We start from the raw sequence: 23,050 nt of genomic DNA on the forward strand, positions 1-23,050 counted from the left end.
AAGGCGCAGTGCCGATTTTTTACTATATGGTTTCGTATCACCTTATAGAATCAGTTACGGGAGGTCGAGCCCAGCACTGGGGCGCAAGAGTTCTTTATCAGTAATTAGGTATAGCCCATGCCCCTCTGCATTAACCAGCGCTGATAAAGGTATTTATGTTTAATCAGAAACAGGGTTTATGGATTGTCAGATGGTCTTATAATCATTAAAAAAACTGTGCTGCAGTTAACTCTGCAGCACATCTTTTATTGTTTTGACACGGATAATTCCCCATCTTTTACGGTGTAATTTTTCTGATTATCTGGACCTAAAATCTCACGGATGGGACTGTTCAGGCTAATTCTTTCGTAAGCTTCTGACTTTATTGCGTGATAGTTTTCTGGATCTTGTCTATCACCTCTACCATTATATTTAGCAATATACGGGTAAGGAAACACTGGACGTGCATACAACTCCTTATCTGCAGGTGCTGCAAAAGGTTGGCTGGATTTCATAGTTCCGTGAAACTTTATGGAGGCATCCTTCACAGAAGACGTTTGTACCTTTTGTTCCTGCGAAGGCTGAATATCTGTATTTTTTATTTTACCGGCATAGAGTCTAGCCGGAGCCTCTCCCTGTTCGCTCCAATTCATCAGGGCTGACAGTAGATCAACCTGGTCAGGGCCCTCACCGTTTCCGCAGTGCGCCACGCCTGGGAGAAGAAACAGACGCATGAAACTCTTGACGCTTTCCACTCCCATGAATTTCTGAACACCTTTAAAATAAGCGATGGTACCAGCTGGAGAGATTGAGTCATCGGCCAGACCGTGCCAGATAATCAACTTGCCACCTGCGGCTCTGAAAGGTTTAAGGTCAGTGTTTGTTGCGTTATAAAGAGATGAAAGTTCAGAGACCTTGGCGAAATTCTGGTTATTTAGCGAAAAGTCGGACAATTTCTTCAGATTCGGCTTTGCACCGTGCAACAAAACATATTGCAATGCTGGCAGGGCCATCATTTCAGACATTGAGCTGCCTTTTACAGTTGAGGGAACCGGCCATCGAAGCTCAGATCCCAGCGGAAGTCCACCCGGGACATACTGCTCACCGTTTTTGCCGCCTGCACCCTGATAGAGTTTCTCGACCACATCCAGCTCCTCAGATGTCAGACAATTACTGCTATCACTCTGATCAGGCTTACACTGCTTGATCCAGCTACGAGAAAAAGTACAGGAGTAGGGGTTTTGCAGAATGCCATCTTCAACACCTGAAAGAGTCGGACAGTGTGTTAAAGCAGCCTCATGAATAACAGAAAGTCGGTTTTGAAGAAGTACAGGGGTGCCATCTGCGCGCAGATTAGCGACCACGTTCCAGCCGTGAAAGAAGGAATTCTGCTGAGAAAACCATGCGGCGGGCGCGCCTGCGCTAATACCATTAAAATCGTTCGGATAGCGTTGCGCTTCTATCAGAGCTTCGCGACCACCGTCTGAACAACCCATAAAATAGGCATATTTTTGCGCTTGTCCGTAATAAGCCCTGATGAGTGCTTTAGTGAACTGAGCAGTAACGTGATTCGCTCGATAGGCAAAATCTATGCGTTTTTGAGGATCTTCGGCCCATGAGGCATCCATCATGCTACCTGTATGCCCCATATTAGTCGCGGCGACGACGAACTCGCCATTCACTGCGGGGGCACATCCGCTGGCATTTGAAATGCTGAGATTTATATCGCCGCAAAGACCACCACAGCCCACCTGAAGCATTCGTTGTGTCCAACGCGACTGGGGCAGAGCGACCTCAACGCCAATTTCCGGAGACAAAGTGGCATTTATTTTACAAAATGTACCCTGCTGAGTTTTCAAATCTTTTGCGCCTGTGATTTTGACGTGTGCATCAATGCCTTCATCAAAATTAGTTGATCCAAGCTGAGCGCACGATTTAACCGGCTGTACCACTGACAAAGGCTGAGCGGCAGAAGCTGATGACAAAAGTAAAAAAAGAAGACTTAGTGCAAGTATTCCCAAAATGAATTTTTTAAATCCAAATATTAAGCTCATGAATACCTCCAAAAAAAACAATGTTTTATTTTAGATGGTTATAAGCTCCTATCGCTGCAGGTTTTTGTAAGAAAATTGACTGAATCTCGAAAATATTGAAGAGCAAAATGTTATGTGAAATTTATTTCATCAGTAAGTGTCGCGTCAGAAATGTTAAACCCGAATAATTGCAGGAAAGTAGAATTAAAAAAATTTTTCATTTCTAATTCGGGCTTTCCTGCACGAAATTTCTGTTTCAGATTTCGCATCTTAACCTGACTTTTCACCTTACCCAAGCGATATGAGGAAAGTTTAAGGAAATTATGTTTGCTGAAATTCTGAACTCTATCCTGCGCTAAAAAAGGGCATATATAATGTTGTATATTGTCACGATGAAATCTGACACCAAGTCCGGTCTGTTCATTTAAGTGCTCTACTGAACGGCCATAAATACGCGGGCTGTCATTTCCGCAATTGTGAAAATGACATTCCCGTAGCAAAGAAAAATTGTCTGGTGCTACCTCAGCGAAGCTTCTCCATTAGCTGCTCTGCGCCCTTATCCACCCCTGTCTCTGCCGCGCTCATAGAACCAAACGTCGCGGCCACGTTCATGGCGTTCGGATACTGCTCCGCCACGTAAGCCAGCAGAAGCTCACCGGTAGCGGCATCCTTTACCTCCACGGCATAGTTAACGTATCCGCTCATCAGTCCGCGTCCGCCGCGCACCGACTGAACGATGTTATAGGGTCCGCCGGCCAGGTCAAACTTCGTGAAGGTACCCACGACCTGTGGCGTGGTGTCCGCGCCGGTCAGCGTCAGCCTAAGCCGGAGAGCCGGGGCGTTACCGCCGGGTGCGTTGACGGTAAACTTCTGCGCCAGCACTTCGGTAAACTTCTTCTGCATATAGTCTGCCAGATTGCGCCGGTCTTCCTGAGACAAATCATTAAACTGTGCGTCGCTGCCGCCATAAATTCCGACGGGTTCCACGGTGATGCTGCGGTATTTACTCCAGTCAACAGGCGCAGCGTAGCGGAAGGGTATCCTGTCGCTGTCATCAGCCGTATTAGGCGTCATCCGGGACGTGGCCTCAATACCGGAATATTTCACCGGTGAAGTCGATGAACACCCCGCGGCGGCAATGGCGGCGGTCAGGATAAGCGAACGCGACAGCTGTTTTGTCAGGCAAACCATAAACGTATTCTCCGGCAATTTTTTTAATTAATGAACTGTACGGTATAGTTAATATGGATTATTATGGCTCTGTCAAGAAAATGTTTCCGTTCGTGTCTGTGAATTTCCAGTGAGGAATGCGACATGTTTAACCCTTACCTGAAGTTATCGTCTTCGGGCACCACCACCGGGCCAGAGCCCGGCCAGGTCACGGCACCGCCACTCAGCGGGGATTTAACGCCATTTAAGAGGGAGGTAAGTGCTGAGCGTGCCGTTCTGATGTGGAGCCTGCCGCTCCGCTATTCCGGCCTGCCGGTAAGGAGGAGGCTGATAAGAATGATGCTGACGCTGCAGAGATGTGGCGAAGCAGCGGGAAGCCGGGAGCAGCGGGGGCAGGACGCATATCTGCCGGCTATGGATTATGCACAGAGCGTTATTGATACGGCGATGCTGCGTGGCGAATTACGCTGCCGCCCCTCCGGCGAAATGGCGCGCGACTACCTGAAGCAGGCAGAGGGTCTGCTGAGCCTCATGAACAGCACTCCTCAGGATAAAGCGTTTCTCCGCAGAGAGGTCCGGCGCAGAACGGCTGATTTTCTGCGCCGCTATGCGCCGGTTGCAGATGCGGGCTGGTGCTGATGTTCAGGGCGGCTCCCGCGCTCATGTCTGATGCCGGCGGCGTGTGTGGCGTATCCGATGCGGGGACATCCTGATGGATGGCTTGTCCGTTGGTGAGGCGCTTGAGAACACGCCGCTGCGGCAGTGGTTTGAGTATGGAGTCATGCTGGTAATCGTGGTATGCGGCCTGATGAGAACCGCCGGTAATATTAGGGAATTGCACCGGCTTAGCCGTCCGGGCCGGGGGCGAGCCGGATACTATGCCATCAGAGTATGGAGAGCCCCGCCGGGACCGCTGCGGATATTACTTACGGTGGAATGCCTTGTCGTGATTGTGCTGTGCGCGCTGCTGATGCTGGCACTCAGCGACGCCTCCCTCTGAAGGGAGCAGCTTTCAGCATCAGGAATGGCTTACAGAGTTACACGCCTTTAACCGGGTATCAGCAACAACTTTACAGGAACGGGAATAAATGTTTGAAAGGCTGTCAGCGGTGTACGGGGACGTTTCCTGGATGGACGGGTGCATGATAAGCATCCTGATTTTATTTGGCACGACCGCCGCTACCGTTGTGATTATGTGGTGGCGCATCATCAGTAACATTACCGAAGTTGTCCACATCTGGCGCCTGAAAGCGAGGCGCGGGCGAAAGTATGCGGAAGGGGCCTGGGGCGCGCGTCAGCGTTCGCTGATGGCGCTGCTTGTCTCAGAAATTCTGGTGGCGCTGGTCATCAGCGCCTTGGTTGTGCTTATGCTGACGGGGACGTCCTTTTATTAGCCGGGCCTGGCCGCTTAATGAGTGCCCGCCGGATGGCGGGCTGAGGTTCAGATGTGGCTCCCGATGGAAAGGCACCCGGTCAGCATCAGCAGAGCCATACCGGTACAAAGACTGTAAACAAGACGCATATCCGCTCCTCAGAATAATGAAACGCAGCCGCTCAGCAGAATTGTGCCTGCGGCCAGACCTGCCACCATAATTAACCGGATAATCATTAACGCACCCCCTTATATAAACTGTACGTATCAGTTTATATAAGTTTCAGGGCTAGTCAATCCTGCGTGGTGAAAAAAACGGCTTTACCTGATTTTCAGCGTGGTGACGAACCCGATATAAATACCTCCACGGCGCTTTTCACCATGGCGAAGACATTTTCCCGCGTGTAAACCGGCATCGTGTGACGGAGAAAGAGCTCGTCCGCCTCGGCCGTCACCAGCGCAGAAAACTGTTTTGCCCTCAGTACGGGACTGGCGGGGTGCAGGTCGCCAGCCTCTATATGCTGCTCCATCAGCGCCGCCAGAGCGTTCATACTTTCCCGGACGCCGGACTCATAAAAAATATCGCCAATCGAAGAATGCCCCGCCTCACCTATCACCATGCGATAAAGCTGAAGCCCCTTCCAGTCGGACGTCATGGCACCCAGCATCCCCTCGCCAAAGCGCTGAAGCCTGTCAGGTAAAGGCAGGTCACGGCACTCCTGACTGTAGACATCCTCTGCAGCGCGGGTGAGGAAGTTGGTTCCGTATGCCCGGACAACGGCATCCAGAAGGCTTTCCTTGGAAGAGAAATAGTTATAGAGCGTGGCTTTGGAGCACTCTGCCGTTCTGGCTACCGCTTCCATGGAAGCACGTTCGTATCCCTGCTCCAGAAAAACAGTCGTGGCGGCATTAAGGATTTGAGTTCGTTTTTGTTCAGTCAGCGTTCGCATGCGGTCTCTCCTTATAAACATGTTTACGATAACAGAACTGTATGGTTCATTAAAGACGTGTGGTTTTAAGGTGCAGCAGAGTGTGGTCGTCAACGCGCTGAATGATGCCGAGCCGGTATAGATCTTTATCTGTCATGGTCACCAACATAAAGTCTGCATCCTGAGCTGAGCCTAAGGAGATCTAAGGTTAGTTCAGGGGGGGGGCGGACGATTTCCTGGACCTTCAGGAGATAATTCATGCACTCATATGAGGATCGTATCCGTGCCGTCGAGCTTTACTTCAGATATGGCAAAAGGCTGACCGTTGTTGTCAGGGAGTTGGGCTATCCGTCCGTTAAACAGCTTGGCCGGTGGGGTCGGATTTTTGAGGAATACGGAGACTTACCCAGGGAATTAAAACCCAGAAAACGCTATTCACACGCGCAAAAAGTCGCTGCGGTTGAGCATTACCTCACGCACGGCGGTTGCCTAGCCTATACGCGCCGCGCCATTGGCTTTCCCAGCAACGAAGTACTCAAGAGCTGGATCGAAGAGATTTATCCATGACGGCGGCCCCTGATTATTCGCTCAAACACCAATAAATGCTTCAGTCAGGAAGAAAGAATTCAGGCTGTCCGCGAGCTCTGCACCCGACGCGGAACGGCACTTAAAGTTGCACAAAAGGTAGGTGTCAGCGTTCCGGTCCTGTACAAATGGAAGAAAGACCTGATCGACGATGAGGCTTATCAATCCATGCGTAAACGTAAATCTGCTCCACCGGATAAGCTGCAGGATGCATTGCTCGATGAAGTACAGCAGCTTAAACAGCAGGTTCATCAGCTACAGCTTGAACGTGACATCCTGACAAAAGCGAATGAACTGATAAAAAAAGACATGGGCATCAGCGTCCTGACCCTGAAGAACAGGGAGAAAACCCAACTCGTTAATGCTCTTAAGGAAAGTTATCCTGTTGCTGAATTGCTCAGTACTCTGCAGCTTGCACGAAGTTGCTATTTTTATCACAAAGCGAGCCTTCGTCTGCATGACAAATACGCGGAAATACGCATAACCATGGCTAAGATCTTTGAGGAAAATTACCGCTGCTATGGTTACCGGCGTCTCCACGCGATGCTCCGTGAAAACAATACGTACATCTCAGAAAAGGTTGTCCGCAGGCTGATGGCTGAAGAGCAGCTGATAGTTAAGCGTGCAGGGCGGCGGCGATACAGCGCTTACTGCGGAGAAATCGGTCAGGCACCTGAAAATCTTCTCGCCAGAAATTTTCGCTCCTGCATGCCAAATGAGAAGTGGCTGACCGATATTACTGAGTTCCAGCTTCCGGCCGGCAAGGTCTATCTGTCGCCAGTCATTGACTGTTTTGATGGCAAAGTGGTGAGCTGGACCATAGGAACACGGCCGGATGCAAAACTGGTGAATGCCATGCTGGATGATGCGATCGATACGCTCAGCGAACATGAAAGACCGGTGATACATAGCGACAGAGGCAGCCATTACCGGTGGCCGGGATGGCTGGATCGTATCAACGCATCGGGTCTTATAAGGTCCATGTCGCGCAAAGGTTGCTCGTCGGATAATGCAGCGTGTGAAGGCTTCTTATCAAATTGGACTCTCACATGAGGTGCGCATAATGCTATTTATGTTAAATAACAGTGAGTTAAATAAAAATTTGCGTTAATGTTTATCCCCCTACTTGCTCAGGCCACCCAGAACACTTCAGGTTGACTGAGCCCCTTCCCTGCTTCCGGATAATTACCTTCTGGTCATATGAGATAGCTGCCAGACCCGGGGCTCGCTTACAAAGGCCGATACAGACTTTATAGCGGAGCGCGAGAGCGTCGTCAGCGATGAAGGACGATGTAACCTGTGCAGGAATCAAAAGGCCGGAACAACATGCCCGACCCCTAGCTTTGTTAATTCATCATGCGCGAGCAGCCGGAGAGCGTGATAAACGCCTGAAGCAGAGGGTGCCGCGCAACAAACACGTCGTGGTCTCAGCCACTACCGCGATTTGGCGCCCCGGGTCCTCACCACGCGCTGCTGATTCAGGCGTTTTGCGCGCGCCCCGACGCCCTCCTTGCGTGAGACCGCCCCGCGATGGACGCCACCACTCCTATCAAAGTGGCTCTGAGGCTGGCCGTCACACCGATCAGCCAGAACGACATGGACATCGCCGGGCACGCGATGGCTGCAGGCGCTAGCCTGGTGACCAGTAACATGCGGGAATTCACGCGTGTACGGGACCTGATGCTCGAAGATTGGCTAAGATAACGCCACCGGGAGATTTCAGCAAATTTATCCAGCTCTCCGGTTATCTTTATAAAAAACTCGCTGGTCCAATGTGTATTTGAAACACCCCGTTCTCACCTGAAATTATATAATAATCGTCATTATCAATAAATCAGACACTTTTCATTTTCAGTCCAATGGCTTTTAAAGTAGACTTGAGCTCACCTTCTTTAAATAACAAATCCAAGGAGGAAATAAAAAGCCTTATTCTTTGATTAATAGCAAAAGGACCAATACCCTCTGGAACTACAATATGTTTCTTAAGTACATAAGCCTGAATTCCTTTGACAATATCAATCTTAAAATTCTTAGACAACGAAGAATTTATAATCAGGTCTTCTAGTCCTGAAACATTAGTTCGCTCCAGTCTGCATCTAACACGATCATCCAGAAAGTCCAAATTAAGTTTTTCAGCGCGCTTTTTGTTATTGCAACCCTGACACACAGCGAGAAGGTTAATACTTTTGTGAAACTTTTCTTCCTTAAAGCTGGGGTCAATATGGTCAATTTGAAAGGACTGTGTAGGATAAAAGCCGAGACAGTAGTAGCAGCAGTGATACAGCGATATTCCATCTTCAGTAAATCCCTGTCTGGTTGAGAGAACCTTTCTCAGATCTTTTCCACCCAGCAATATCTTTTGTTTCACTTCAGCGCTGTTTTTTTCAGCTGTAGCCTTCGTCAGTGACTTAGATATTTCTTTTATGGTGCTTTTATTTTCGTGGGGATATTCATAAGGGTCCCTGAGCCTGTCATCTTCTACACTGAATGAGTCGGGAAAACTGCTGACAGGTAAAGGCGCTTCTACAGATGACATATCATCCTCGCCTGCCCTTTCAGAAGAGCTATCCGAATAAAAAATCTCTTGTTTTTTTATCGTAAACTCAAGAGTGTTATGAAATTTTTTCAACACAGTTAACAAACTATTTTCATAGAAAATTACCGGCTTAATGTATTTTCCAAGTTCTTTATTATTGGGATCGTTAATTACAGATCTTGAGATACCTTTTTTTTTAGGCTTCGACGGTGTACTGTAATTCCATAAATACACTAACTTTGTGCATCCGGTTTGCTTACCTCTACCCTGAATCTCATTTGTGCCGGGCATGCAACGAATTTGTGACAGCCAATGAACGACCTCGGTGATATCCACATCTTCTGTACGCCCCCGAAAACTCGTATAGGTTCGATTATCCATAAGTTTAGCAACTAAAGCCTCCGGACTGACAGCGCCGGAATCTATTTCCCAGTAACATCCCACCGTACAGTACAGGGATATATAAACCGGAAGGTTACTTTTAATGTCTTCGGCTATCTTAAGGGAATTGATGAAATTTGTTCCGTCAACTCCCCTCTCCTTACAACTACTGATGGCATTTTTGATTTTATCCGTATCGAGCCTGTTTCCTTTCGATGTATTACACCCTGTGCAACAAAGGCAGAAGTTCTCGTGGTTAAATATATCCTCATTGAGCACTGTATAAACCGACTTTTTGCTGTCTTTCAGAAACTGATAGCGCGCATAGGTTTTGAACGGAATAATGTGGTCGACAGCAGCATGTTCAGGATCGATGGGACCATTGCAGTATGGGCATAATGACATCGATTTTTTCTCTTCGAAGAAAAAAGCAAGCTTGTTAAGGTATCCTTGCCTTTCTATATCAGTAAACTGCTGATCTGACTTGTCATCCATTCCAAATTCATTTTTTACAAATTTATAAATTATTGGTTCAAGCATGGCAGGCCTCTATCTTCACAACATACTGGTGACAGCCAGAAAGCTGTCACCAGTATAATTATTTTTTTGTTAATACTTTAGGCGCAATGCGCGCTGCATTCCCGGTTTTATTCCCTTCATAATGAAGGCCGAGGCCGGCGATGCCGGGCCCACTGATTTTCATTACTTCTTTGCCTACCTCCACATAGCCCGGCTGCCATTCTGTGAGGGTGCTGCCATCAGGGTTTGCTCCGACCCAGTCGCTTTCTTTCCTCGGTTTATATTCGAAGCAGAGAACGTTTTTCACGCCCCGCCGGATGGACAGGCGCAGTGAGTAAATGGGCCAGTCGGGCAGGAAAATCATGGCGGTCTCAACGTATACCGGTGACAGCTCCTTAAACAGCTGATTATCGCTGTTGGGGGCCCCGTTATGTTGAATTTTTTCTTCTCCGCCGCCCGTTCTCTGCGTTTTCAATCGCATTTGTAAGGCCCAGCCCTCGCCGAATCCTATCCCCGGTAAACCTGGCAATATCGACACGTTGTACGTTTTACGGTCAACAGCGAACAGGCTGATTTCACGGATATATCCGTTAATCACCAGCTCCCTTGAGTCCACCGTAAACACCTCCTCTTTTTCTGCAAATGCTTTACTGGTCAGCTGGTCATATTCCGCCTCGGGGACGATCTGGTTTTCTAAGACCTCCTCCATTTTCCATGCGGTATCGGCATCTGTTTTCTGCACGGTCAGAAATACGGGCTGGCTTCCGTCAGACTCGACGCTCACTGACAGCATCTTGTCTGCCAGTGGCCCGCTCGCCGGCATCAGATGGCCGTTAACGTTGTTTTTCCAGCGCTGGGTCAGTAATGCATCATACGTCGTGGCAACTGGATAAGGCGCCCCGGCATTGTCCGTGGAAGACAGGTAGACGTCCTTTCCGGTGGCCGTTTTCAGACAGGAGGTAATATTCCCCGCCGCGTCTTGCTGCCAGAGCTGATGCGGTCCGCCGGTGTAGGGCTGCGCGCAGACAGTGTAATGTTTCCCGTCTGAAAGCTCTTTCTGGTATGCACCTTCCAGCACCGACAGCGCCAGCTTATTGTCCTTACAGGTGAACCGGATCCTGCGTTCAGCAACAACCGGCGGCTTGCTGTCAGAGACCTCTTTCTCCGATAATTCCTGAAGAGCCCACAGCTGGGTCAGATCTGACCCCGGCGTCTGTTTTGTCAGTGTCAGTTTCTCACTGCTGCCTGCAGTCAGGACAAACCGGTTAGCAGCATCAGATAAGGCGGTATTAATAATCTCACCCGCCTCTGTGCATTGCCATTGCTGAAGCGGTGAGGATCCCGCTTTACTGAGCAGCACGTCATAGCCCGAGTCATTATTTCCCGCTCCTGCGGTCAGGGAAAAAGCGATGTCATTACGTCGGCCTGTCGCCCCGGGTTGGACCCTGATATAGCTGATGATTTGCCCGTCTGCAGTGAGATGCCACATCTGCGCCTGACTGAGGGATGGGTGTGACAGCACTGCTGCATCCCCCTGCCGCGGAGGAGTCAGCCCCAGCGATACCGCGGCGGGCCTGGCGAGGTTCTGAATGCTGAAATAAATTTCCCTCGCTTTTGAACCCGCTCTTTCTCCATATTCTCCGAAGAATAAAAACGAGGCATCCTCATCATTCAGAAGAGAACGCTTATCACTGACGTGCGAAAACTGTTCCAGCACGCGCCAAGCCTCATTTCTGAGCGCCTCCGGCAGCAGGTTGACGGTAGGCACTAAATTTTCACGCTGAATGGCAGACCAGCGGCGATAATCCGCCAGGGAATCTGCCCACAGGCTGGCATTCTGAACTGCCGACCCCTCCCCGCCGACTGCCTGAAAAATAAGGCGCTGAGCTTCTCTTGCCGTCTCATCTGACGAGGACGTCTGAACCGAGTTTTCATATTTCATGCCCGCGTCAACGCTGGCAGCCGGGTGTGAGAAACTGGCTTTGACAGCGACCGCAAAGCGCTCGGTCAGGTCGGTGCTCTGTTCCTTCGTCGTCAGCAGCTTCTCCTCGGTAGCATACAGACGCCCGCCCACCCGGGTACTGAGCGGCACAAAATGACCGAATGTATCGAGCACCTTTTTCAGCCGCCTGAACCGGGCTTTCAGCGCCTCGCTGGCCTGCCGATCCGTCAGATCTGCGTCTGTTTCTGCCGGCGCATCGTCTTTAGCGGGCTCCGCTGAAACTGGAAGGGGGATTGTCAGCGCGGTCCGGCAGGCCCGGATAAATGCCTTGCTGGCGCACACTTCTGAATCATCGAAAGATAATTCGATCATGGGCAGATAAAAACTGGCCGTCGTGTACAGCGTCCTGTTTATCCCTCCCGCGGTGACCCGACTCTGGCTTGACGATCCGTACTCGGATCCAACCGCAGCGCTTTTAATTGACCCTATCGCGACGTTCAGCGATAAGGTGAGATTGGTCACCCCGTTTTTCTGCATCTGATGGACAGATTCATTGCTGGTATGGTTATTTTCAAAATAACCAGAGAAGTTAGGCCGGCGGTAAAATAGCGTGGCGGGGACGCTCTCGCAGTCCTCATCTGCCGTGTCCGACGGGTCGTCAGGACGCCTCAGAACTTCCCGAAAACCGGACTCCACGGTATTCGCCGAGGTCTGGTCCACGACCACCCCCCGGTAAAATCCGATGCGATCCAGCAGGTCATTTCGCTGCGCGGTATTCAGGTCGTAAAAATCTTGCAGGGGGTTCAGGGTTACGCCCGTTGCATTTATCAGGGCAATCGCATCCCGGCTGGAAAAATTTCTGTCTCGTGAGGCCAGCGCCTTCATTTCCTCAAACAGTTTCGTACTCAGATCGGGCGTGCTGACCCGGACCGCATTCAGTAGCGCAGACCGCCTGTCGGCCGTCTCTCTTTCGTCAGCCTTTTTGCGTTCTTCCGCGTCTCTCTCCGCTTTACTGAGTCTTATCATCTCATCACTGTTTTGGAGTCTGGCCAGCCTTTCCTCCGGGGTTCTGCCATGACTGTCTTTATGCGGAATGTAAGCGGTGATGTGTGGCTTACCGCTTTCTTCGCCACTGCTGTCGTTTTCAGGCACCATCTTGCTGAGCTCCCTCTGGAAGTGATGAAACTGCGTGATGCAGGCCCCGTGGGGGGCCTGCTTATTCTGTCGTCAAAAACCAATGTTGACCCGGATCATCACCATCTGATCGCGCGTGCGCTGTGCATCCAGTCCCAGGGTTCCCTGGTAGGCAATTCCCGGCGTGATGCTATATGGCAGAAGAAAATCCATGCCGGTGCCGACCGTCATCGCCTGCCGGCTCGTCTCCGTCAGCGCCACGCGCCAGGTGTCGTCAGCGGTGTCCGCATAACCGACGCGCGCGGTGCCGCTGTCGCTGAGCGTCTGCGCGTACTCAATGCGCCCCTGCAGGCGCAGGACACCCCAGCTGGCCTGCACGATGCGTTCACCCCGCAGGCCGGCGGTCGTTACAACCTGTGCAACCGTCTGGGGGGCGTAGGCAAGGCTAAACGCCCCGGCGCCTGACTCGCTGAAGCCGTCCAGCCATGTGCGGGTATACTGCAGACGGGCGTAGGGTGAAACAAGGCTGTCTGCTGTACGTAACTCATAACCCGAGGTCAGCGACGTAAAGACCTGACGGCCCGAGCGGGAACCGCGGGCCACCGCGTCGGAATCCGTGACCGCACGATGGCTGTCAAAGCTCAGCGTGCCGTGTCCCAGCAGGCCATCAAGGAAAAATGCGCCCGGGTGATAGCTGCCGTAAAGGGCGGCGCTGAGCGCGCGCCCGTTCGTGCGGGTGCCGCTGTCGCCAATGTCGCTGACGTCGCGGCCGAAACCAATGCCCGCGCCGCCGGTAAAGGTCCCGGTAAAGCGGTAGTCGGCCCCCGTGGTGACGCCCACGGTGGTGTGACTGAAACGCACCCCGCCCGCTTTATCGCCGCCAAAATCAACATAGCCACCGGTCCAGTACGACAGCCGTTGCGGCTGCTGTCGGCCGGCAAAAGGGAGTGCGGGTGCGTCCGGGCGGTTCCGCTCATCGTTCAGGCCCTGTTTCTGCTGCTGCCAGGCCGTGGTCCACATATTCCGGTCGGCGTCGCGCTCATGCCCGGAAGAGGGCATGGAAAAACGAACGCCGGTCATGTCAGAGGGCAGGTCAGCCCCGCGGTGCAGCTGCTCCAGCCGATCGCTGAAGTTGCGCAGCTGCGCGCGGGCAAAATTCTGTGCGGCCTGATACTGCGCACTCACCATGCCGATGACGTCAGCATCTTTTGAAGGGTCGGGCCGCGCGGTGATGGTCAGGGTAATAAGCGCTGGCGATGTTGATCCGTCACCGCTGGTCAGAACATAGCGGAGCGTGAGGGTTCCGCTGGCCTGCGCCGCGGCGGTGAACAGCAGCTGATAATCGGTGCCGGAAGCCTGGACTGAAGCCTTACCCAGGCTGCTTTCCGGCTGCTCAAGAAGTCGGGCGCCGGTGAACGGACCACCGGTCGCCCCGCTGCTCAGGCTGACAGTCACCGACTGACCGGCGGAAACCGTGGCGGCGTGATCTGCTGCGGACGGCGCCGCTGCGCCAATCTCAAGCGTGTAACCCGCCTGCAGGGACCTGCCGGTCGCATCAGTCACCAGAACGCTGAAAGTGCTACGCCCAGAGACCTGCGGGGTGCCGGTAAGCTGCCCCTCTGTAAAACTCAGGCCGCGCGGCAGGGCGCCGCTCAGCTGCCAGCGGTAAGGGGCGGTGCCGCCCGTGACGCTGAGTGCCTGAGAGTATGCCTGTCCGGCTTTCCCCTCTGGCAAAGCTCCGCTCACAGGCTGGAGCTGCAGGGAGGTAGGTGCGGCGGCGCTGACCGCCAGTGAGTAGCTGGCCGTGCCGCTGTTGCTCAGGCTGTCGGTAGCGGTGACCTGGAAACTGTAGCTGCCCGGGACGGAAGGCGTTCCTGTCAGGACACCGGTTGTCGGGTTCAACGTGATCCCGGCGGGCAGCGTCGTGGCGCTGAAGGAATAGGGCATGCTGCCACCCGACGCCGTCAGCGTCTGGCTCCAACTGCTGCCCGCCGTGGCCGCGGGCAGTGCACCACTGCCCGGTGACAGCGTCAGCAGTACCGGCGTCACGGTCAGCGACACGCGGGCGCTGGCTGAGGTGCCGCTGCTGTTGGTGGCAGTGTAAGTAAAGCTGTCGCTGCCTGCATAACCCGTGGCCGGAGTAAAGGACACCGTTACGCCCGATACGGCCAGGCTGCCGTGAGCCGGCGGGCTCACGATACTGATCGCGGTGGCCGTCCCGCCCGAGAGACTGAGCGTGATCGGATTACTGCTGCTGTTTGCAGCCACGGAGGCCGTGCTGTCGCTGGCCTGCGGCGAGGCGGCGCCGACGACCAGCGTATAGCTGGCGCTCCCGGTCGCACCGTTCGCATCCGTAGCGGTGACCTGAAAACTGTAGCTGCCTGCGGCGGAGGGCGTTCCGGACAGCTTGCCAGCCGATGCGTCAAGAGTGATCCCAGCGGGCAATGCGGAGGCAGACCAGGTCCAGGGAGAGGTGCCGCCGGAGACCGTCAGACTCTGTGACCACGCGCTCCCCACAGTGGCAGCGGTCAGATTACCTGATGCCGGCGTCACCGTCAGCACCGGAGGGGTAACGGTCAGAGACACGGTGGCATCGGTCGAGGTGCCGCCGCTGTTAGACGCATTCCAGATAAAGCTGTCGCTGCCGGAATAACCGGCTGCGGGCGTATAAATCACCGAGGTCCCGCTCACCGTCGCGCTCCCGTGAGCCGGGGTGGAGACGAGTGTCACTGACGTCGCGGTTCCGCCGCTCAGGGAAAGCGTAATGACGTTGTTCGTACTGTCAGCCGCGACGGTTGCGGTGCTGCCTGATGAAACCGGTGCGGCTTCCGCGCGGGTGACGCTGATCGTATATGCCCGGGTCATTCCGTCCTGCGCCGTGACGACGACGGAAATGCTGGTCGTGCTGCCGGATGTCAGGCTGACGGACGGAGATGCCGAGCCGGATGCGACGGCGATGCCGTCCACGGTCACGGTGGCGTGGCTCTCGGTGACAACAGGCGTGACCGTGACGGATGACACGCTGCTGGCAACCGAGGCGCTGTAGTTGCTGGTTGCGGCGCTGAACGTCGGTGAAAGCGTGCCTGACGAAAGCGTCAGGCCGGAGAGCGTGGCATCGCCGGAGACAGACGATGCGCTGGTGCAGCTGAACACCAGGTTGCTTATCTGGCCATTCGACGTCGTGGCGCGGATGGCGACGCCGTTTGCCTCAAGGCTGCCTGACGGCACGGTGATGCTCACGGTCTGAGACGTGTTACTGGTGGCACTCGAGGCGTAATAGGTCTGGAAACTGGTTAGGCCGTAAGTCGATATGCCGACGCTGTCAGAGGTTAATGGGCTTCCACCGTATGCCCCCCCGCTGTCGGTAAAGCTCAGCGTCAAGGCATCACCGGCCGCAAAGTCAGACGCCGGATAACGGTTTGCGCTGAAGGACAGGCTGGATGAACCCGACAGAGCATTGACCGCGGCGCAGCCACTGGATAGCGCGAAGGCGGCGGGCATAGAAGAAAATATGACTAAAGCGGTGGTCAGGCCGACAGTTGTCCGCCTGAAAAAGCTGGCACAGCGCATGGTTCACCCGGAAGCGTTTTGTTAGATTATTTTTAAGATTTATCCTATAAGGTAAATTATCATGAGAAATTACTGCCATAAAGAATCCCGGGCGAATGTAAGCGCCCCCGGCCCCTCCCATCAGATTCCCAGTGAATCCTCCTGATGTACCGGGATTGCATAATGATAAGCACTGCTTAAGATTAAATTTATCAGCTTAATTAACTGCTTCCCCGGAATGCCCGGACACGCTTATTGCGGGTTTAAAGGCTGAACAGAACCGAGATTCCCTGCAAATTTTCTGCATCTTAGTTACATACGAAACCACCGTTGCAAAATATTTAACCCCATAAGGAAATAAGCCCATGAATGAAGATGATTTCCGGCGGTCAGCCGGCCTCTCAATGTAGCTCGCCGAGAAATGGTTTGAACCCCTGCAGGCCGCAATGAAAGAGTTCAGCATCAGCACGCCCCTGCAGCAGGCGCACTTTATAGGTCAGCTGGGTCATGAATCGAAGGGCTTCGGCCGCATCAGCGAAAACCTGAACTACAGCGTCAGCGGGCTGAAAATTTTTGGCAACCTGCTGACGCAGACGCAACGTGAGCAGCTGGGCCGGAAGGACAATGCTCCCCCACTGTCATCTGAACAGCAAAGGGCGATTGCCAATCTCATTTACGGCGGGCGATTCGGTAACCGCGCCCCCGATGACGGCTGGCGATACCGTGGGCGCGGGCTGCTGCAGATAACCTTCAGGGATAACTACCTCGCGTGCGGTCGCGGCATCGGCCTGGATCTGGTTGCCGAGCCCGACCTACTGCTGAGGGAAGCCGTCGCAGCCCGTTCCGCTGGCTGGTTCTGGAAAACACACGGGTGCAACGCCCTCGCTGAGGCCTGCGATGTGAGGACCATGACGAAGAAAATTAACGGCGGTGACAATGGCCTTCAGGAGCGTACGGCCCTGATCCAAACCGCCCGGATTATCCTTTGCAGCAAGCCGATCGCGTAAGTGATATCCGGTCAGATTAAGGGGCGATTTCAGAGCATTCACTACACGATGCTCAGGAAAAGGAGACAGGTCGGTAAGTCGCGCGCCTCCGTAAGGTGGCATTAGCCGCATTACGCCCTCTAAGCCCTGAGCAATCGGATATCCCGGACGATGAGATCATGAATCACCGCAGCATGGCCGCGCTGACCCTGCTGCAGAAGCACATCCACCGGCGAGACCTGGCTGACCTGCTGGACCGGCTGGCCGCCACCCTGATGGCCGGTCACCTCACGGGACAGCAGCTGGTTTCGCTGATAAACTAACTCGTGCAGGCGGGCGAAACCGACGACGCCGAAGCCTTCGTACGCAACCTGGCGCAGAGAGTGCCGCAGCATGAGGACGAACTGATGACGATTGCACAGCAGCTGGAGCAGAAGGGACTGGAGAAAGGGCGACAGGAAGGACGTCAGGAAGGCAAAATGGAGGTCGCCCGCAACCTGCTGCAGAAAGGCATTCCGCTGGAATCGGTGAGAGAGCTGACCGGTCTGTCGGATGACGACCTCGCAAAAATTCGCCACTGACTGAAAACAGGATAACGAAACCATGGCTAATGAGCTGACGGGATTACTGGACGGCGGCGCGCAACTGCTGTCGTCCTGGCTGCCGACTGGATTTCTTTTTGTCACCATCATTGGGTTTGCACTATTTGGTTTCATTTTTTCACTCCAGCAACTGCAGTAAAATGATCGTCATCCTTGTTGCATGCCATCCATGAAACACAAAAACCCGCTCAAGGCGGGTTTTATATCACGTTCACTTATCTGCTCAGGCCAGAGCCGTCATCGCTGTCGTAAGCGTCTGTGTCGTTATCAGCAATTAAAGCGCGACAACATTTCCGGCAGCCGGACCTTTAGCACCATTCTCAATCGAGAACTCAACCTTTTGGCCTTCATCGAGCGTTTTGTAATCGTTGCTCTGAATGGCAGAGAAATGAACAAAAACATCTTTGCTGCCGTCAGATGGCGTAATGAAGCCGAAACCTTTGTCAGAGTTAAACCATTTTACTAAACCAGTCATTTTATTAGACATAGATACTTCCTTTAATTTTCCTGAGCCACACGTTGTGGCGAACATGGCCTGCTTGCAGATGAGGACTTATTGGGCACTTAGGAGGAGGCTCATGCAGAAGAGTATCTAAGGATAACGCTTGAAATGAGGACTGCTTTACTAAAACTGCTTTCATAAGGTCTGTATGCCAAACCGATGACGCATAGTGGACTGATATGGGTTGATAAGCAAGATTATTTTTGTCAGTAATCTATTGGGGAAAATTACAATTCAACGGAGGCAATAATCTTAAAAGCCCTGACTGATGCAGCCAGGGCTTTTAAGGTACTTCAGATTTAACATTGATGGACTTAATAAATTGATACTGCTATTTATACTGCTTTCAAATGTACCCGTTCACTACAGATAATATTGGGCATTAATACTAAAAAGGCTCCCTCTATTTATCTCGTTTTACACCTCCAGCGCTTCCAAAACCTAAGCGTGGCAACTTAAACAAGCACATCCCCCATCGCGACATATACTCTTTGATGCGTTGCCCTTTGCTGATACGGTTACCATCAAAAAACGAAACCGTCAGCATCAACTAAAAAAAACAAGGCCTTACATCGTCGCGCTAACACTACCATTTTGCGAAGCAGCACAATCACTACGAGGCCTGAAAGCTAACTACATCCCAAACAACAAACTTCGTGGCCTGTAAAGCAAAATGGCTTAACCCGGAACTTCTTTCTATTAACTAACTGACTAACCACTTTCATTGTGCTGCTGTGTACTAATTTACTTATTTGAGATTTGCGGTCAATACTGTTTTTTAAAACATGTTTTTATAAACATCGATAGTGACTGCGCTGCATCCCGCGATTAATTGTATCGAACTACTGGCAACGTCCCACTTGATTAAGGATAGCGTTGCATCGACCCATTGAACTTTTATTCCGGCACCCATCAGCTGCGCAAACTCTGCTTCTTCGATGTCGGTCATACATCCTCAGAGGAACTCATCAAAAATACGCAGGCAGCAGTGCATGCTGGCCACGATCTCAAATAAGCATTGTAGTGCAGCCTGTCCTGGCAGGATATCGGATCTGATACCGGGGCGGGCGAGCAGTGCGCAGCCTGCCCCTGAATGCCGCGTCAGCGGCATGGAGGCGCCAGAAACCGTTAAGGACGGCTCTCAGGCCACCGGGCGCCGTGAGCCCGGCAGAGCCGGTTACAGGCTTAAATATGGCGTAAGCCCAACCCCTCCCTTGTATCTAACATAATGTGGTGATTAGCTACCATCACACGAAACAGAGTGAGCCAGTCCCCTCCCTGAGGACGATTTCCGATCCTGTCTGGCAGCTTATGGCCCTCTGTTTCACCTTTCACGCCAGCACATTTTGTTGAACGGTTACCGGGAGCACGACTCCGTATGTACAAGGCGAACAGGCGTGACTGTCACTGTGAGAGGAGAATGATGATGTTTCCTGTAGGCATAGACGTAAGTAAAGACACCCTTGATCTCTGCATGCTTTATGACGGCATAAAGGGACGAATTCGAACAAAAAAAATAAGAAATGACCGCACCGCCGCGGCTAATATTTTTCGCTGGCTGCGTCTGCAGCACTGCGGCCCCGGTGACGTTCATCTGATTATGGAAGCGACGGGCGTTTACCACGAACGCCTTGCATTTTCTCTGCATGAGGCAGGAGGATACGTTTCACTGGCTAACCCTCACCGCAGCCGGGATTTTGCGCGGGGCATGGGCATTCTGACTAAAACGGACAAAGTGGATGCTTACATGCTGGCCTGCTATGCATTACTGAAAAAGCCCCAGCGCTGGTTGCCACCTTCAGATGAAGTCCGGTATCTCAGCGCGCTTATCCGCCGTCGTGATGCGTTGCTGAGCGACGCCGTACGTGAAGAAAATCGGCTGGAAAAATACCAGAGTACGCATACGCCACCTGACATTGTCAGCTCGTGCCTGCGGATGGTCAGAATCCTCAGGGAAGAGGTGAAAGCCACTGAGCAGCTGATTAAAACGCACATTAAAGCGCACGAATCGCTGCAACGAGACTATGACCTTCTGACTTCTATACCGGCAGTGGGTCCTCAGCTGGGCATGAACATGCTGATCGTATTGCGGAGCCATGATTTCGGGTCAGCAAGCCAGGTTGCCGCCTTTATGGGCGTGGCGCCCATTGAAAAACGATCGGGGACGTCCGTGCGTGGTAAAGCCAGGATGTCTAAAATCGGACCACCTCAACTGCGGGCAAAATTGTATATGGCGGCACTCTGTGCCAGACGCTGTAATAAGAGGATGCGCAGCTTCTATGAAGAGCTTTTACTGCGGGGTAAGCCCAGAATGGTGGCAATCGGGGCAGTGATGCGAAAGCTGGTTCACTGGTGCTATGGCGTACTTAACTCCGGAAAAATTTTCGGTTCTGATGCTGAATTCACTGCCGGTATCGGCTCATCGTGAGGTATTCATGCTGATAGCGCAGATAACAGATATCCACGCCGCTCCCGATAATGATCACCTTGAGCGCCTGGAGCAGGTGCTGTCGTGGCTTGAACAGGTGGGGCCGGACATAATGGTTCTGAGTGGTGACCTGACGGAGGGGGGCTGGGATGAGGGATACGTCCGGATAGCTGCGCAATTGGAAGAACAGGCTTACTCCACCCTGATACTACCTGGTAATTCAGACGATAGAGGCTGTATGCGAAAGACGTGGGGTACCGAACGCTGGTTACCTGACTCACAGGGAGAGTTGCTGCACTTCAGTCACAACGCAGGCGGGATTTGCCTGGCGGGCGTGGACTCAACCGTCAGAGAACAGAATTATGGGTCACTTTCGGGACGCATGGGATGGCTGGAAAATCAACTTGGCGAGACTGATGATGCTCCGGTTCTGCTGTTTCTTCACCATCACATTTTTCCTTCCGGGATACCTACTCTGGATGAAACGATATGCAGGGGACTCAGTGAGTTTGAAGAGCTGATAAGCAGATACCCGGACAGGCTGCTGGGTGTTTCTTCAGGACACGTTCACCGCCCTGTTAGTGGCACCTTTGCGGGGATCCCGGCAAACATCTGTGGGTCGGTCTGCCCTGCCAATCCATTATGGTTTGGGTCGGTAAGTGTTCCTCCCGTGCGTGAAAGCCCCATGCTGATGATTCACCGTTATGAGCGTGAGAAACTTAGCAGCCATCATGTCTGTGTCTGAGAATTTATAGTTATCCGTAAAATGGGATCTGCAGCATTAGCCATAACTACTATCTCAAAGCTGTCCGGGTTGATGTTGATGCCCGCTATGAGCGAAGAACGGACGTTCTGTTTGGAACTGGGGTCAAAAGAGCTTCGAAAGGAAAGTGCCAGTCAGATTTTTACTAACCAGAAGCGACGAAGATTTTTAAATGATAATTCCTTCAGTGACCCGTTTAAATATACATTTATGGTTTGATTAACTACTGGCGTACAAGCATGCGTACCTGCTTACCGCGATAGTTAACATAATCTTGAAACTTGAAACCAAAACGCTCAGCCAGATAATTGGAACGCTTATTTTCTTCGTCAATTATACAGCATACTGGAGAGGAAAAATTCTGGTCCGCCCATAGTAAAACGGCGGCCAGTGCTTCAGACGCGTAGCCGTTGCCACGAACCTCAGGAATCAGCGTCCATCCAGCTTCAGGGTATTTTAATTCAGGGGTGATATCACGATGAGCATCCTGGAAACCAAACGAACCAGCATAACGGCCTGTTGTTTTCTCAAAAACTGCCCAATAGCCATATCCCAACGCGTGCCAGTGCCCGATATAACGTAATAAGCGAGTCCAAACCATTTCTGCCGTTGGATTCTCACCGCCATTGATTTTAGCCATTTCAGGAGTGCTCCAGCACGCCATAAGCGCTGGAAAATCACTGAGCGTAAATTGCTTTAAAATCAGTCTTTCTGTTTCAAGTCGAGGCGCTTGCTGAGCAGTCATCATTTCCCCTGGTTTTCGCATATTTGATGTGGCTGAGTTATCACCACGCACGGTTCGTCTTTCAAGAGCAATCTAACTGTACCAATGTCCGCTTCTGGCACAATGCGTACGCTATCCAGCCCAATGTCCGCGGTGAGCGAACTGCAGACTTTCATAAGGTAATTCCGGATAATGATCTGCCGGATTAAAATTAACTTAGAGCGTTTCAATTAATGAAACATGGGACTGAACTCCTGGCATCATGACTTCAAGCCCCTCTGTTAGCATTTTCCCGGCCTCATGCAGAGCTTCAATTGGCATCTGTGGCAGACTCTCCAGAATGAACCACATGTGTTTATCTGAAGAGTTCAGTCGCGTTCTTACGCCCTGACGCCAGTTCCAGCGTCGGCAGGTAACACCTAAGTCGTCACACCAGACTACTTCTCCGGCATCGGGCTGTTCCACGAAGGGACGACCATCTTTAAGGGTGTCAAACGGTTCACTGCCGTCTGAAATAATAAGACGGGGCATACCATGATAGGCTTCCAGATTTTCACCACCCACTGGAACGGCATAGCGCAGACTTACTGCGTTATAAAGATCTACTACCGGATCAAGAGCCGTCAGTAACCCGTCACGTAAAACACGTTTGCGGAGGGCTTCGGCTGAGCAAGGCGTACGCTTAGGCTTCGCACCGAAAGCGCGAAATTTATCAGACCATGCATTCAGATGCGCTTCTGCCCATAGAGGTTGTCCGTTGAGTACCTCTTCACAGGCTTTGCGTAGCGCTTCCTCCCCTAAGCTGGCGTTAACCAGCGGAGCAGCAGTGACACTGATACTGAGAGCGCGAAAACCCGGTGCCAGACGTGCAACGTCGGGACTGATTGACGGATAAGCTGAAAACATAGAATAATCC

The 23,050-nt window shown here is 52.3% G+C and carries 17 protein-coding genes and 3 pseudogenes; 9 read left to right on the top strand and 11 right to left on the bottom strand.

The window, feature by feature from the left end; genetic code table 11:
* Positions 1-245 precede the first annotated feature (245 nt).
* The gene (locus AC1MDE_RS13345; RefSeq protein ID WP_480344673.1) at positions 246-2,033 is read right to left on the bottom strand and encodes a tannase/feruloyl esterase family alpha/beta hydrolase; all 1,788 of its coding nucleotides are present in this window, start codon (positions 2,031-2,033) and stop codon (positions 246-248) included.
* Between the two features lie 501 nt (positions 2,034-2,534).
* Entirely contained in the window at positions 2,535-3,203 is a 669-nt protein-coding gene (locus AC1MDE_RS13350) for a DUF3313 domain-containing protein (protein WP_480344674.1), read from the bottom strand.
* A gap of 123 nt (positions 3,204-3,326) precedes the next feature.
* Here AC1MDE_RS13350 and AC1MDE_RS13355 point away from each other — a divergent pair, with 123 nt between their 5' ends.
* Both AC1MDE_RS13355 and AC1MDE_RS13360 read left to right on the top strand, forming a co-directional pair.
* Positions 3,327-3,821, top strand: a complete 495-nt coding sequence (locus AC1MDE_RS13355) for a hypothetical protein (protein ID WP_480344675.1) — start codon at positions 3,327-3,329, stop codon at positions 3,819-3,821.
* Positions 3,822-4,270: 449 nt separating this feature from the next.
* Positions 4,271-4,576 (top strand): hypothetical protein, encoded by a 306-nt coding sequence (locus AC1MDE_RS13360; protein ID WP_480344676.1) that lies wholly within the window; start codon positions 4,271-4,273, stop codon positions 4,574-4,576.
* 310 nt (positions 4,577-4,886) lie between these two features.
* Here AC1MDE_RS13360 and AC1MDE_RS13365 read toward each other — a convergent pair whose 3' ends face one another.
* On the bottom strand, positions 4,887-5,504 hold the full coding sequence (locus AC1MDE_RS13365; RefSeq protein ID WP_480344677.1) for a TetR/AcrR family transcriptional regulator: 618 nt from the start codon (positions 5,502-5,504) through the stop codon (positions 4,887-4,889).
* Positions 5,505-5,741: 237 nt separating this feature from the next.
* Here AC1MDE_RS13365 and AC1MDE_RS13370 point away from each other — a divergent pair.
* Positions 5,742-7,097, top strand: a pseudogene (locus AC1MDE_RS13370) (IS3 family transposase); the annotation flags it as partial.
* A 327-nt stretch (positions 7,098-7,424) separates the two neighbouring features.
* Positions 7,425-7,772 (top strand): annotated as a pseudogene (locus AC1MDE_RS13375) (PIN domain-containing protein).
* A 130-nt stretch (positions 7,773-7,902) separates the two neighbouring features.
* On the opposite strand, the gene AC1MDE_RS13380 reads toward AC1MDE_RS13375, so the two are convergent.
* From AC1MDE_RS13380 to AC1MDE_RS13395, 4 genes are all read right to left on the bottom strand, one after another.
* Positions 7,903-9,525: an HNH endonuclease gene (locus AC1MDE_RS13380; protein WP_480344678.1), complete on the bottom strand. Its 1,623-nt coding sequence runs from the start codon at positions 9,523-9,525 to the stop codon at positions 7,903-7,905.
* Between the two features lie 58 nt (positions 9,526-9,583).
* Positions 9,584-12,601: a hypothetical protein gene (locus AC1MDE_RS13385; protein WP_480344679.1), complete on the bottom strand. Its 3,018-nt coding sequence runs from the start codon at positions 12,599-12,601 to the stop codon at positions 9,584-9,586.
* Positions 12,602-12,673: 72 nt separating this feature from the next.
* The gene (locus AC1MDE_RS13390) at positions 12,674-15,961 is read right to left on the bottom strand and encodes an autotransporter domain-containing protein (RefSeq protein WP_480344680.1); all 3,288 of its coding nucleotides are present in this window, start codon (positions 15,959-15,961) and stop codon (positions 12,674-12,676) included.
* Positions 15,962-15,980: 19 nt separating this feature from the next.
* Positions 15,981-16,229 carry a hypothetical protein gene (locus AC1MDE_RS13395; protein ID WP_480344681.1) on the bottom strand — a complete coding sequence of 83 codons (249 nt, stop codon included), beginning with the start codon at positions 16,227-16,229 and terminating at the stop codon, positions 15,981-15,983.
* Positions 16,230-16,575: 346 nt separating this feature from the next.
* On the opposite strand from AC1MDE_RS13395, the gene AC1MDE_RS13400 reads away from it, so the two are divergent.
* The 3 genes and pseudogenes from AC1MDE_RS13400 (at position 16,576) to AC1MDE_RS13410 (ending at position 17,856) form a co-directional block, all read left to right on the top strand.
* Complete coding sequence (locus tag AC1MDE_RS13400; RefSeq protein ID WP_480344682.1) at positions 16,576-17,136, top strand: glycoside hydrolase family 19 protein; 561 nt, start codon at positions 16,576-16,578, stop codon at positions 17,134-17,136.
* Between the two features lie 140 nt (positions 17,137-17,276).
* Positions 17,277-17,696 (top strand): annotated as a pseudogene (locus tag AC1MDE_RS13405) (Rpn family recombination-promoting nuclease/putative transposase); the annotation flags it as partial.
* Between the two features lie 22 nt (positions 17,697-17,718).
* Complete coding sequence (locus AC1MDE_RS13410; protein WP_480344683.1) at positions 17,719-17,856, top strand: hypothetical protein; 138 nt, start codon at positions 17,719-17,721, stop codon at positions 17,854-17,856.
* Between the two features lie 135 nt (positions 17,857-17,991).
* Here AC1MDE_RS13410 and cspG read toward each other — a convergent pair whose 3' ends face one another.
* A complete protein-coding gene (gene cspG, locus AC1MDE_RS13415; RefSeq protein WP_224234541.1) occupies positions 17,992-18,204 on the bottom strand; it encodes a cold shock protein CspG in 213 nt (70 codons plus the stop codon).
* Positions 18,205-18,997: 793 nt separating this feature from the next.
* The gene (locus AC1MDE_RS13420; RefSeq protein ID WP_480344684.1) at positions 18,998-19,168 is read right to left on the bottom strand and encodes a hypothetical protein; all 171 of its coding nucleotides are present in this window, start codon (positions 19,166-19,168) and stop codon (positions 18,998-19,000) included.
* Positions 19,169-19,645: 477 nt separating this feature from the next.
* On the opposite strand from AC1MDE_RS13420, the gene AC1MDE_RS13425 reads away from it, so the two are divergent.
* Positions 19,646-20,647, top strand: a complete 1,002-nt coding sequence (locus AC1MDE_RS13425) for an IS110 family transposase (protein ID WP_480344742.1) — start codon at positions 19,646-19,648, stop codon at positions 20,645-20,647.
* Positions 20,577-21,392, top strand: a complete 816-nt coding sequence (locus AC1MDE_RS13430) for a metallophosphoesterase (protein WP_480344685.1) — start codon at positions 20,577-20,579, stop codon at positions 21,390-21,392. Before AC1MDE_RS13425 ends, AC1MDE_RS13430 begins: the two co-directional genes overlap by 71 nt.
* A gap of 241 nt (positions 21,393-21,633) precedes the next feature.
* Here the strand turns inward: AC1MDE_RS13430 and AC1MDE_RS13435 are convergent, their stop codons facing one another.
* Both AC1MDE_RS13435 and AC1MDE_RS13440 read right to left on the bottom strand, forming a co-directional pair.
* Entirely contained in the window at positions 21,634-22,155 is a 522-nt protein-coding gene (locus tag AC1MDE_RS13435; protein WP_480344743.1) for a GNAT family N-acetyltransferase, read from the bottom strand.
* 195 nt (positions 22,156-22,350) lie between these two features.
* On the bottom strand, positions 22,351-23,040 hold the full coding sequence (locus tag AC1MDE_RS13440) for a B3/B4 domain-containing protein (protein WP_480344686.1): 690 nt from the start codon (positions 23,038-23,040) through the stop codon (positions 22,351-22,353).
* Positions 23,041-23,050 lie beyond the last annotated feature (10 nt).

It is taken from the genome of Pantoea folii (genome assembly GCF_056678875.1).